Source organism: Bacillus cereus group sp. N12 (assembly GCF_016483575.1).
Taxonomy (GTDB): domain Bacteria; phylum Bacillota; class Bacilli; order Bacillales; family Bacillaceae_G; genus Bacillus_A; species Bacillus_A toyonensis.
In genome coordinates this window covers 25,397-38,723 of sequence record NZ_JAEHBO010000016.1, presented here as the reverse complement: position 1 = coordinate 38,723, position 13,327 = coordinate 25,397, and the positions used below count along the sequence as shown (strand labels likewise).

The window sequence follows — 13,327 nt, the reverse complement described above, 5'->3', positions numbered from 1 at the left end:
GAAACGTTCCCCCCTATTCTGCGTATACGTGCTTCAATGCATCTTCAGGTGCTGCATACGGAGCATTTTCTGCATATTCTGTTGCTTCATTTACGATATGCATAATTTCGTCTAACATTTGTTTTTCAAATTCCTCAGTTAACACGCCAGCTTCTTTTAAATAAGCTGCAAATGTTATAATTGAATCTTTTTTCTTTGCTTCTTCTACTTCTTCTTTATCACGATAAACACGATCATCATCGTCACTAGAATGTGCTGTTAAACGATATGATACTGTTTCAATTAAAGTTGGACCTTCACCACGTCGACCGCGGTCTGCTGCTTCTTTTACAGCTTTATATACTGCAAGCGGATCGTTTCCGTCTATTGTATATCCAGGCATACCATAACCAATTGCACGATCTGATACGTTTTTACATGCTAATTGTTTTTCAACCGGAATAGAGATTGCATATTTGTTATTTTCACACATGAAAATAACAGGTAGTTTGTGTACACCAGCAAAGTTTGCCCCTTCATGGAAGTCACCTTGGTTTGAAGAACCTTCTCCAAATGTAACGAACGTTACTAAATCTTTCTTCTCCATTTTTCCAGCTAACGCAATACCAACTGCATGTGGTACTTGTGTTGTTACTGGAGATGAACCTGTCACAATACGATTTTTCTTTTGACCGAAGTGACCAGGCATTTGACGACCACCAGAGTTTGGATCTCCAGCTTTCGCGAAAGCTGACAACATAAGCTCTTTAGCTGTCATACCAAACGCTAGTACAACACCCATATCACGGTAGTATGGTAATGCATAATCTTTCTCTCTATCAAGAGCGAACGCTGCTCCAACTTGTGCAGCCTCTTGTCCTTGACAAGAAATTACGAATGGAATTTTACCTGCACGGTTTAATAACCACATACGTTCGTCAATTTTACGTGCAAGTAACATCGTACGGAACATTTCTAATACTTGCTCATCACTTAAGCCAAGCTCTTCATGGCGCTTTTCTTTTACTTCTGCCATTTTTCATAACCTCCTAAATCCACATTTTTATGCGTGTAACGCTCTTCCATCTACAGCAAGTGCTGCTTCACCAATCGCCTCAGATAATGATGGATGCGGATGAATTGTATGTGCTACTTCCCAAGGTGTTGCATCAAGTACTCTTGCAAGACCAGCTTCAGAAATCATATCTGTTACGTGTGGTCCAATCATATGAACACCAAGAATGTCATTTGTTTCTTCATCAACTACAAGCTTTACAAAACCATCAGATTCTCCGTATACAAGCGCTTTTCCGATTGCGCGGAATGAGAACTTACCTACTTTTAACTTATAGCCTTTTTCTTTCGCTTCTTGTTCTGTTAAACCGACAGAAGCAACTTCTGGACTGCTATATACGCATTTTGATACCATTGAGTAATCAATTGGTGTAACTTCTTTCCCTGCAATATGTTCTACTGCAACAATTCCTTCGTGAGAAGCAACGTGAGCAAGTTGTAAACCACCGATTACATCTCCAATTGCGTAAATATGAGATTCTTTCGTTTGATAAAACTCATTTGTTTGAATGTATCCTTTTTCCACAACGATATCTGTATTCTCTAAACCAATATTTTGCGTATTGGCTTGTCTTCCTACAGATACAAGCATTTTTTCTGCTTTAAATTCTTTATTCTCACCGTTATGTTCAGCTTGAATTGTTACTCCATTATCTTTTACCAATGTTTCTGGTAATACTTTTGCACCAGTCACCACTTTAATACCTTTTTTCTTGAACAGACGTTGCATTTCTTTTGAAACGTCCTGATCTTCTAGTGGTAAAATCGTTTTCGCATACTCTAACACTGTAACTTCTACACCGAAGTCCGCAAGCATAGATGCCCACTCAATACCAATTACACCGCCACCAACGATAATGATCGAACTAGGAAGCGTTTCCATTTTTAGGGCATGATCTGAAGACATTACATACTCTCCGTCTAACTCTAAACCTGGTAATGAATTTGGACGAGAACCCGTTGCAACAAGTACATTTTTTGGAATTAACATTTCATTCTCTTCTCCACTTGCAAGTTCAACTGAAATTGTCCCTGGCATCGGAGAAAAAATAGACGGGCCAAGAATACGGCCAATACCTTCAAACACATCAATTTTACCTTGTTTCATTAAATGTTGAACACCTTTATGAAGCTGCGTTACAATCTTCTCTTTACGCTCTTGTACTTTTGCAAAGTTTAGTTCTACATTACTTGCAATAACTCCGAACTCTTCGCTTTTTTTAGCAGTTGCGTATACTTCCGCACTACGTAAAAGAGCTTTACTAGGAATACATCCTTTATGCAAACAAGTACCACCAAGATTTTCTTTTTCAACAAGTGCTGTTTTTAATCCTAGTTGTGATGCGCGAATTGCAGCAACATATCCACCTGTACCGCCGCCAACGATGACTAAATCATATTCTCTTGCCATTATCTCAACCCCTAGCTACTGTTTGTTTTTCTCTTACCACATACTCTTTCGGCGCTTCTTCTTCACGTAATACACGAAGTGCTCCTTCTGCTAACGCTTCTAACTCATCTTCCCCTGGATGTACGATAACATCTGCAATCCAATCCACTCGTTCTTTTATTTCATCAACAAGTATTTTACTGTATGCAAGTCCACCAGTTAATACGATTGCATCGATTTTTCCGTGAAGTACAGCACTAGCTCCGCCAATCTCTTTCGCAACTTGATATGCCATTGCTTTATAAATAAGAGTTGCTTCAGGATCGCCTTTTTCAACCATTTGTTCTACTTTAATTGCATCATTTGTACCGATAAGACTTACAAGTCCACCTTGTCCGACAAGTTTTTTAACCATTTCGTCTCGGTAATACTCACCAGAGAAACACATCTCAACTAATTGTCCTACTGGTACTGTACCAGCACGCTCTGGACTAAATGGTCCTTCTCCGTTTAAGCCATTATTAACATCGATAACTTTTCCTTTTTTATGAGCACCAACTGTAATACCGCCGCCCATATGTGTAACTAATAAATTTAAATCCTCGTATTTGTGGTTTAATTCTACAGCCACTTTACGAGCAACTGCTTTTTGGTTTAATGCATGGAAAATACTTTTACGTTCCATACCAGCAATACCGCTTATACGAGCAATCGGTTCCATTTCATCTACAACGACAGGATCCACAATGAATGCTGGAATATTTAATCCAGAAGCGATTTCATATGCTAAAATGCCTCCAAGATTTGAAGCGTGATGACCGCTAAATCCATTTTTTAAATCTTCTAACATCGCATCGTTTACTGTGTATGTTCCGCCTTCTATTGGACGAAGTAATCCACCACGCCCACAAACAGCGTTCAATTTTGAAATGTTAATACCGTGAGAATGTAAAACTTCTAATATTGTTTCTTTTCGAAACTCATATTGGTCGATAATTCGTTTATATTTCCCAATCTTTTCTTCATCATGACGAATTGTTTCTTCTAAAACAGGTCTTTCATTATCAAAAACACCAATTTTTGTGGATGTACTACCCGGGTTAATAACAAGAATTCGATTTAAGGACAATGTTGCTACCTCCACTAATAAATTCAAAAGGACGTGGAAACCTCCTAAGAGGTAACCACACCTTTTGTAAAAGTTATATATGAATGATTAGCGACGGCTAATAATGTCGTGACCGTTGCGTAAGTATGTGCTACGAGAGTTTTTCAAGCTTGCAATGCGCTCTTCAGCTAAACGATCTGCTGCTACATAAGTTGCTATGCCATCGCGTTTTGAAATTTCGATTACTTTTGCAATTGTGTCATAAATTGACTCAACACGTTTTAGCGCACGTTCTCTATTGTATCCATATAATTCGTCTGCTACGTTAATTACGCCACCTGCATTAATTACATAGTCTGGTGCGTATACAATACCCATTTCATGAATGATGTCGCCGTGACGATCTTCTTTTAATTGGTTATTTGCAGAACCCGCGATTACTTTTGCTTTAAGTTGTGGAATAGTTTCATCATTAACTGTTGCGCCTAATGCACATGGTGCGTAAATATCACATTCAACACCGTAAATTTCATTTGGCTCAACTGCTGTTGCACCGAATTCTTCTACTGCACGTTGTACAGCTTCTTTATTAATATCTGTAACAATTAATTTTGCTCCTTCAGCGTGTAAATGTTTGCATAGGTGATATGCTACGTTACCAACGCCTTGAACAGAAATTACTTTTCCTTCTAGATTATCTGTACCGAACGCTTCTTTCGCAGCTGCTTTCATACCACGGTATACACCGTATGCAGTTACTGGAGATGGGTTTCCAGAAGAACCGAATGAAGGTGAAATACCTGTTACAAAGTCAGTTTCTTCATGGATAATATCCATATCATCTACTGTAGTACCAACATCTTCAGCTGTAATGTAACGTCCGTTTAATCCTTGAATATAGCGTCCTAATGCACGGAACATCGCTTCACTCTTATCTTTACGTGGGTCACCGATAATTACTGTTTTCGCTCCACCTAGGTTTAAACCAGCTGCTGCGTTTTTGTATGTCATCCCTTTTGCAAGACGCAATGCATCTTCAATCGCCGCTTCTTCAGAATCATATGTCCACATTCTTGTTCCACCAAGAGCCGGTCCAAGTGTTGTATCATGAATTGCAATAATTGCTTTTAAACCTGATTCTTTATCTTGACAAAATACTACTTGCTCATAATCATATTTTTCTAAGTATTCGAAGATTTCTAATGTCATTGTCGTTTCCCCCTAATGTTTTACCCTTTTTGGTTTATTTTGAAGCAGTCGTAACTGCCAATGCTAATGAATATACTTTTGTTTCTGCTGAATCAGCACGAGATGTTAAAACTATCGGTGCTTTTGCGCCAGCAATCATCGCTCCTACTTTTGCATCTGCAAAGTAAACGAGTGATTTATAGAGCACATTTCCAGCTTCAATCGTTGGGACGAGTAAAATGTCTGCCTTACCTGCTACATCACTTACTATGCCTTTATGCTCTGCTGCGATTTGTGATACTGCATTATCTAAAGCAAGTGGTCCATCAACGATACAATTTTTAATTTGTCCGCGGCGATTCATTTGTGTTAACATCGCTGCATCAATTGTCGCCTGCATCGCTGGATTCACAACCTCTACTGCTGCGATTGGTGCCACTTTTGGCAACTCGATTCCTATTGCCCGGGCAACTTCTACAGTATTTTGTATAATAGCAGTTTTTTGTGTTACATCAGGTGCGATGTTCATCGCTGCATCTGTAACGAAAATAAGACGATCGTAATTTGGAACTTCAAATGCTGCTACATGTGAAAGCACGCTACCTTTACGTAACCCCCACTCTTTATTTAACACAGCCTTTAAAATATTCGCTGTTGGGATGTTGCCCTTCATAAGCACATCTGCTTCACCGTTTCTCACAGATTTAACAGAAAGCTCTGCAGCCTCAGCACTTGACGCTGCTGCAATTACTTCAATGTGGTCTGAAGTTTGTAAACCATGTTCTTGTAGCATCCCCATTATTTTTTCTTGATTTCCATATAGACGAAATTGAGCTAGCTGTAATTTAATCGCTTTCGCTACAGCTTCAATTACTTCATGATCTTCAGCTACTGCTACAGCTACAGTTTTTTTAGGCTGTCCTGCTGCTTGATCAATTAAGTGTTCTAACTTCATATTTTGTAATCAACCCTTTCCGTCGTCCCTCGTTTATTTATAAAGCAAATACCGTGCCAACTTTTTAAAGTGGTCTTACCAATAATGAAAACGCATTCAAAATGCAGTAAAATCAATACTTTGCAAAATAACGAAACATTCTGTCTTAATTTGTCGCTTTTTATATACCATGCAATAAATTGCACGGTACGCAATTTATTGCATGCTATTTTTTGCACACTCATACTTTTCTAGCTTGTAATATAGATTTCGAACTGAAATTCCTAATGCTTTTGCAGTTTTCGTTTTATTCCCATCAAATTTCTCTAGATATCCACGAATAATATTCCCTTCAAACTCTGTCACTAAATGTTCAAGTGGCTTTTCTTCTAATTCAGGTAATAAGTTATTTTGCGCTAACTCCGCCTGCTCTTCTTTATGCAAAGGGGGTAAATGCTGTACATCAATATATATCTCGTTATAATTCATAAAGATAATCGCTCGTCCTAAAATATTTTCAAGTTCCCTTACATTCCCTGGCCATTCATATGATTGTAGATAGGAAATAGCCGAATCAGTGAGCCCCTCTACATTCCGACCATAATCTTGGTTTATTTTTTGTATCAATCGTTCAGCAATTGCCGGTATATCTCCTTTTCGCTGACGAAGAGACGGAATTTGAATTGGAATTTTATTTAATCGATAATATAAATCCTCTCTAAACTCTCCTTCTAGAATAGCCTTTTCTAAATTCACATGTGTCGCTGCAATTACCCGAACATTAATAGGTATCGCTTTCGTTCCACCAACTTTTACAATTTCTTTTTCTTGCAACACGCGAAGGAGTTTCGCTTGCGTATTTGCAGACAACTCACCTATTTCATCTAAAAAGATACTACCGTTATTCGCTTCCTCAAAGAATCCGCGTTTCCCCCCTCTTTTCGCTCCAGAAAACGCACCCTCCTCATAACCGAATAATTCACTTTCTAACAACGTCTCCGAAATCGCCGCACAGTTTACACGGACGAACTTATTATATTTTCGATTACTTCCATTATGGATCGCATGTGCAAATAATTCTTTACCCGTCCCAGATTCTCCGCGTAACAATACTGTTGCCGGTGTATTCGCCCCAAGTTTCGCCTGCTCGATAGCTGCAGTTGTTTCATCTGAATTTCCGACAATATCATCAAATGAATATTTTGCTTCTAATGTACGAATAATCTGTCTCGCTCTATTCAACTCATTTGTTAACTTTTGAATTTCTGATACGTCACGAATTACACCGACGCTTCCTTTTAATATCCCATCAACAATAACGGGTGCTACGTTTACAATTACATCGCGCTTCTTTTGCCCAATCTTCATATGTATTCCGCGTACCGCCCTACGCGTTCGAAGTACTTTCATATGCATACTTTCACCTTCTACAATATCAGTTGTAGCCGGTTGACCAAGAATATCTTCTTCTGTTAAACCCGTTAACTTCGTATAAGCAGGGTTTATAACTAATCCTCTTCCTTTCTCATCGACAACCGAAATTGCTTCTTCAGATGAGTTGATAATTGCCTCTAGTAACGTTTGAATTTCTTTTAAATCTGTAACTTCTTCCGCTAAATCTACAACTTCTGTAATATCTTTAAAAATCGCAAATGCCCCTTGAACCTCTCCTCCTTCTTTTAATATTGGAATACGTGTTGTAATAATTTTCTTTTCATTTTCTAACGTCAGTTCATAATTTACTTCTATTTGTTTCGTACGTATAATGCGAAGCAACTTACTAGTTGGAATAACTTCTAAAATATATTTCCCTATCGCGTCTTCTTTTTTATATCCGATAATACGCTCTGCACTTTTATTAAAAAGACGGACTTGTCCCTCTTTATCAATTACAATCATACCGTCATGTGTAGAATTTAAAATTAATTCTCCTTGTTGCGTCTGTTCCTCTAACTGTCCAATTAAACCTTCCTTCTCATGCGCTAATTTCGTAACAATTTTCGCAATATCACCTGGAATGAGAAGAGTATCTTTATGCTTTTTCTCTAGTAAAACTTTATGTAAACCATCGTCACCTGTCATATCAAATATGACATCGATATGCATAGAAAAAAACGGAGTTACACTCTCTCCAATCGCAATCCCATTTTCCTTAGCAATTTGTAATCCTTGCGCAATCGGATTTATATCAATAACCCCTATAATTTGAAATATATTCGAACTTTGTAACAGATTCAGCAGTGTACTTCCACCTTCACCTGCACCAACAATTAAAACCTTTTGTTTCATACATTACACTTCCTCTCGAAGTATCTCTGCAAAATTTTTCACACCTTTATCTTACTCGCTCAGCCCCCTCTTGACAAACCCCCTTCTCATATAACATCATTAGAATATACTAAATAATCTGAAAAGGAGCGTTATGTATGCAGCGTTACCTTGCTCTATTATTAGCACTCATCCCTATTTCATTAGCTGTATTCGGCATTAAGTTAATGAGAGATACTGTATTTGGGATTTTATTCCCCCCAATTTCTATACTATGGTTACAGTTTTTTATTGGCGCTCTCTGCTTCGCACTCGGGTTTTACATCTTTGGTGGCTTCGTCTTACACCGAGACCGTAAACGCAATAAAGTTCAAGCTCGCTTTAGAAGATAAAGTAAAACTTTAATCACTAGGGTTTTGTCCATTTCTAACTGATGATGAGTCCTACAACAAAGAGCTTGATAAATAAAAAATGAGACCTTTATATTAGGTCTCATTTTTTTATCGGCAATAAAGTTCTTGCTGTTTCAGGATAATCGGTAATAATCGCCGAAATATTCATATCAAAATATTTACGCATAAGAGTTTCTTCATTTATTGTATAGGGGCGAACCTCTACACCACTTTCCATTGTTAGTATAGCTATGGCATCTTGAAGGTAACGATAATTAGGATGTACTGCTGTTGCGCCCATTTTTTTTGCATATGCCCACGGACTATGCAAACCTTCACGATATAAAATAGCTGTTTGAATATCCGGAGCCATCATATGACATTTTTTCATACTGTAGTGATTAAACGAAGAAAATACAACACGATCTTCTAGACTAAACTTACGTACAAGTGTTATAACCTCTTCTTCTAAACCTCTGTATGGGATTTTATTATTTTTAAATTCAATATTGAGTAGCAATTTCGTTTTGGCGAGCCATTCTAATACTTCTTCTAGAAGAGGTATTTTACAAAAACCTACTTTATCACCGAATTTATAACTCGCATCCAACTTACATAAATCCTCATATAAATAATTTCGAACCGCACCTTTTCCATTTGTTGTCCGATCCACCGTTTCATCATGAATGACGACAACCTTTCCATCTTTCGTTAGTTGAACATCAAGCTCAATTCCGTCCGCTCTAAAAGCCTCCGCCGCTTCAAATGAAACCATTGTATTTTCCGGATACGTTCCCGCTGCACCACGATGTGCAAATATAAGAGTCATCCTCACTCCCCCAATCTTATGCTATACTATACGAAAAAGGAGGTACTTCTATGAGACCATTACAAATTTCTCCAGACACTGCAGTTCGCTTATCAAAAGCATTAGGTGTGCCGCTCGAACAGCTCATGCATATGCCACAACACATTTTAATTCAAAAGCTAGTTGAATTAGAAAAACAAAATAAAGACGAAGAATAATATGGTCCTGTTTTGCAGGACTTTTTAATTTATCCTTACTACATATACTATCACAAGTACATCTTCCATACAGTGAAACTTCCACCAGATAAGTTATCTTGTCTTATTCTCCTACTGATCCCACAACTAATCACTTTCTTACAAGCATTCTTTGAACAAAAAAATGAAAGAGCGTTGCCTCATGGCATCGCTCTTTCATTTCTCTATTGGAAATATATTAAACCTTTATCATTTATCCGCTTTATGATTTATCGTTGTCTTATTATGCTCTGTTTTCACCCATGTATGTTGTTGCTTCCATTTAATTAGACCAACAATTTGAGCATAAACAAACGTATATGCGTAATAAAAGATAGAAAAACTCATTTGGATAAGTTTATACTTTCTATTTGTATCTACCTTAACTGCATAATACATACAAACAACAAATTGATACAGGAATAATATTAAAGAAAGAATACTCGCACCTAAAATCATCGCAACTAAACGTTTCCCTATTGCAGGGATATCTTGATATGATTGCGTCGCAACAACATATCCTAAAGCAATTAAAATACCTATCAAGGTTATTGTCATTTGAACTGCACGAGTCATTCCGAATAGATAAAACAACTGGTCAATAATTCTTATTTTCCCTTTTTCAGTAAACAGTTTTTTTACCATAGGTTTAAAGTTTGTAAATGCAACATACCAATGCCCTTGAGACCAACGCGTACGTTGTTTAATACTAATTTTAAAGTTATCTGGTTTTTCATCGTATACTCGAACAAAGTGATTCCATAATACTCTTCCATTATCTTTAACAATTTCCATCTCTAATTCTAAATCCTCTGTTAGCGAATCAAAACGGAAACCACCATGTTTCATTAAGTACTCCATTTTAACAATGAACCCAGTTCCACCAATAGCATTCGGTAATCCCAGACGATATTTTGCCAGCTGGAAGAAACGATTTGTTAAGTAATAGCTCATAGCATAACCAAGCGATAAATTAGTCGCTGAGTTTTTTGAATCTAAATAAATTTGAATCGCTTCTGGCTTATCTTTAGCAATGTACTGTGAATTTAACTCTTGTAAAACATTCGAATCGACATGATTATCAGCATCTAAAATCATTAAACAGTCATATTTTTCAGTCAGTTTATCAAATCCTAAATGACGTAACGCATATTGTAAACCTGCTGGTTTCCCTACGCCTTCACGAGGAAATAGCTGTTCACTTGTATTAACATATTTCATTCCCTTTTCTTCACAAATAGCACCTGTTCTATCCGTACTATTATCATTTACAACATAAATATCATACAAATCATCTCGGTATTGAATTTTTCTTAAATTATCAATAGTTGAACCAATTACTTTCTCTTCATTATGTGCTGCAACTAATATTAAAAACTTTGTCTTATCTTCAATTATTTCATAATCACGTTTCGCTTTACCAAATCCAAAAAAGGAAATGATTACATAGTATACCGTATTAATATTAACATATACTGTAATGATAAAAAACAATGCTAATAACACGGTAACTACTTTTCCGCTCAAAAATTCCATGTCCATCCTCCTAAAATCTTTCCAATATACACCATTATAGACTCTTAAATAATAATAATCTAGTTCGTTTCGTATTTCAAATAGTTTTTCTTACATAACGATGAAGATTAGTATCGTAAATAATCATAAAATACAGTGGAATTTTAGTCAGCTTTTTTTATCTATCTCCACTGACTATTATCCTCTATTAACTAAGTTTTTATTGTAATCTACCTTTCGCTAACCACCAAATCCCACTTACTAACATTACGTCTAAGCAAACTGTAAATAAAAATAAATGCTTAGCGAAATCCCCTTCTCCACTTCCAACAAATGGGACCACATAAGAAATCATGCCAATTATAGCTACCGCTGTAAATATGTCAGGAATAAGCCGCTCACTATGCGTCTTAGCTCTTCTGTATTCTAGCAAAATTCCTAGTCCATATAAAACGTATAAAAGAACAATCCATATGAATCCATTTGGATGATATTGCTCTTTCACATGACTCCATAAAGAAAATGTCTCCACTTGAGTAGCGGGAACTGGATTATCTTTTTTCTCATAATTACCAAGAAAAGCAACCCCATCAACGGACGGTCGGATAGTCCAAGCATATTCAGCTGTTGCCTCTAGTTTACTCCAAAATCTTTGTGGATGCGTCAAATAAAATTTGGCGATATCAGGGAATTTTATTTTATTATATAATTCTTTATGCAATCTCGGGTCTTCCTGTGGTATCGCTGCATTAGACCAAAAATGAGTTCCTGCATTTACAGCAAGTTCTGGGTCAACTCCAAGATCACGTAAATCTTGTTCTGGGTTTGGAGAATCTTTAAGAACCCCATAAAATACTGTTTGATATATATTAATTTTATCAATCCATGCAGGTGAGCTTTTATAACAAATGAAAGATAAAATTAAAAGTAATGCCGTCATTGATACAATTACACTTCTCCATACTTTATCCTTGCGTATAAACCATAGTCTAATAGTAAGTAATGCTGCTATAAATCCTGCTGGTGTATACTGCGTTTTAGAACAAGCTAGCATTATTGCTGATATATAAAACAAAATAACTAACCAAATAGACGGATGTTTCTGACGCGCAAGTTGTATTCCTAATGCAATTGTTAAAAATAGAAACACATACGTTACAGCTTCACCATACATAGAATTAAAATATAGTATGTATCCAATATCTGCAAAAACAACAATTGTTAACGTTACAAGAAAACCATTCACGATTTTATTATTCGTTTTATTCAGTTTGACAATTAGATATAGTGCTAGAAGAAAAATCATAATATATTCGACCGCTAGAACTCGTATATCAAACCAAGGTCCTGGTAATATTTTACCAATCCATAAAGCTGGAACCATGAGAAACAACTGCGAAGAAACATAATCACCTGCAGCTGGATTCACATAAGCATATAAATGATGGATAAATGAAAAGTATTTATCTACCCTCGCTTCATTTGGATCTGGATAAGCCAATCCAATTTGAATCATAATACGTTCAAAGTCACCATTGTCAGCGAGACCAACAATAGGCTTAATAAGTAATAAACCAATCATTACTATTGCCGCAACAACAACTGCTATAACTTCCCATTTTAACCACTTTGTCTGCATTTTTTATCTCCTTTATATGCATGCCATTACGTCATCGTTTTTTGCCAGACAAACATGCAACTAGCATTATCCTTCCAGCTCTTTTTAAGTATAAATTACAACCTGTTTTGTCATATTTTTTAAAAAAGAATCTAGAAATACGAAAGCTTATAGTAAATATACCTCTTTATTTACTATAGCTTTCACAATATAAAAATCAACAAAATTTTACATCATCTACCTTAAACTGTCAATTGTTAATCTAATCTTTCAACATAATATTTTATTTATTAATTTAAATATTAGCTTCTTTCAGCAATAAAAAATTCAATTGGCCTCTTATTAGGACGTCGTTCGCACTAATAAGAGGGGAGGGATGGATACCTCTACTACTTATAGTTTCACTTTATTACACTTGTTTTGCATCGCTGTAGTTGCTTCGCTTTCAGTAGAATTTCCAGTAACATATATATCCCCATCTCCCCTCTACCTACTACCAGCGATTCTCCTTTTTATCTATTTCAGCACTTGCTTGTTTATCTACTGGATAATCTCCAAGTTTTAATATCCAAAAGGTCGCCACCACCACAAGCCCCTATAACCACTACTATCCCTAGCCAAGTTAATATTTTATTTTTCCGCTCTCGTCCCCCCGTCTGTATTCATTAAAACCTCTCGCAAAATATTATATAAAAGACCGTGCCCTTATAAGTAATCCTTCTAAATATAGACTTTATATCCTAGGGAGTTGAATGAGCCTTTAATTTACAAAAAAATTTTACTTCTCTACAAAATAAAAAGGCAAATGAATCATAAA

General features: G+C 36.4%; 11 protein-coding genes and 1 pseudogene. 2 read left to right on the top strand and 10 right to left on the bottom strand.

Translation table 11 applies throughout. From position 1 onward, the window contains the following. Positions 1-13: 13 nt before the first annotated feature. From bfmBAA to JDS92_RS10985, 6 genes are all read right to left on the bottom strand, one after another. Complete coding sequence (gene bfmBAA, locus JDS92_RS11010; protein ID WP_000852549.1) at positions 14-1,015, bottom strand: 3-methyl-2-oxobutanoate dehydrogenase subunit alpha; 1,002 nt, start codon at positions 1,013-1,015, stop codon at positions 14-16. A 27-nt stretch (positions 1,016-1,042) separates the two neighbouring features. Continuing rightward, positions 1,043-2,464, bottom strand: coding sequence for a dihydrolipoyl dehydrogenase (lpdA, locus tag JDS92_RS11005; RefSeq protein ID WP_000090439.1), 1,422 nt, complete (start codon positions 2,462-2,464; stop codon positions 1,043-1,045). Positions 2,465-2,468: 4 nt separating this feature from the next. Further along, the gene (buk, locus tag JDS92_RS11000) at positions 2,469-3,572 is read right to left on the bottom strand and encodes a butyrate kinase (RefSeq protein WP_000056190.1); all 1,104 of its coding nucleotides are present in this window, start codon (positions 3,570-3,572) and stop codon (positions 2,469-2,471) included. Positions 3,573-3,659: 87 nt separating this feature from the next. Continuing rightward, on the bottom strand, positions 3,660-4,760 hold the full coding sequence (locus tag JDS92_RS10995) for a leucine dehydrogenase (RefSeq protein WP_000171363.1): 1,101 nt from the start codon (positions 4,758-4,760) through the stop codon (positions 3,660-3,662). Between the two features lie 34 nt (positions 4,761-4,794). Then, positions 4,795-5,694 (bottom strand): phosphate butyryltransferase, encoded by a 900-nt coding sequence (gene yqiS, locus JDS92_RS10990; protein ID WP_000763063.1) that lies wholly within the window; start codon positions 5,692-5,694, stop codon positions 4,795-4,797. A 195-nt stretch (positions 5,695-5,889) separates the two neighbouring features. Beyond that, positions 5,890-7,962: a sigma-54 interaction domain-containing protein gene (locus JDS92_RS10985; protein ID WP_097952992.1), complete on the bottom strand. Its 2,073-nt coding sequence runs from the start codon at positions 7,960-7,962 to the stop codon at positions 5,890-5,892. Positions 7,963-8,099: 137 nt separating this feature from the next. Here JDS92_RS10985 and JDS92_RS10980 point away from each other — a divergent pair, with 137 nt between their 5' ends. Continuing rightward, positions 8,100-8,333 (top strand): DUF2627 domain-containing protein, encoded by a 234-nt coding sequence (locus JDS92_RS10980; protein ID WP_001190186.1) that lies wholly within the window; start codon positions 8,100-8,102, stop codon positions 8,331-8,333. 100 nt (positions 8,334-8,433) lie between these two features. Here JDS92_RS10980 and JDS92_RS10975 read toward each other — a convergent pair whose 3' ends face one another. After that, positions 8,434-9,162, bottom strand: coding sequence for a glycerophosphodiester phosphodiesterase (locus JDS92_RS10975; protein WP_000172598.1), 729 nt, complete (start codon positions 9,160-9,162; stop codon positions 8,434-8,436). Between the two features lie 50 nt (positions 9,163-9,212). Here JDS92_RS10975 and JDS92_RS10970 point away from each other — a divergent pair, with 50 nt between their 5' ends. After that, positions 9,213-9,359 carry a YycC family protein gene (locus tag JDS92_RS10970; protein ID WP_001247671.1) on the top strand — a complete coding sequence of 49 codons (147 nt, stop codon included), beginning with the start codon at positions 9,213-9,215 and terminating at the stop codon, positions 9,357-9,359. A gap of 228 nt (positions 9,360-9,587) precedes the next feature. Here JDS92_RS10970 and JDS92_RS10965 read toward each other — a convergent pair whose 3' ends face one another. The 3 genes and pseudogenes from JDS92_RS10965 to JDS92_RS31520 form a co-directional block, all read right to left on the bottom strand. Continuing rightward, positions 9,588-10,913, bottom strand: a complete 1,326-nt coding sequence (locus JDS92_RS10965) for a glycosyltransferase family 2 protein (RefSeq protein ID WP_000395074.1) — start codon at positions 10,911-10,913, stop codon at positions 9,588-9,590. A 199-nt stretch (positions 10,914-11,112) separates the two neighbouring features. Continuing rightward, positions 11,113-12,531, bottom strand: coding sequence for a glycan biosynthesis hexose transferase WsfD (gene wsfD / locus JDS92_RS10960; protein WP_001193753.1), 1,419 nt, complete (start codon positions 12,529-12,531; stop codon positions 11,113-11,115). 402 nt (positions 12,532-12,933) lie between these two features. Further along, a pseudogene (locus tag JDS92_RS31520) lies at positions 12,934-13,172 on the bottom strand (hypothetical protein); the annotation flags it as partial. Between the last annotated feature and the right edge of the window lie 155 nt (positions 13,173-13,327).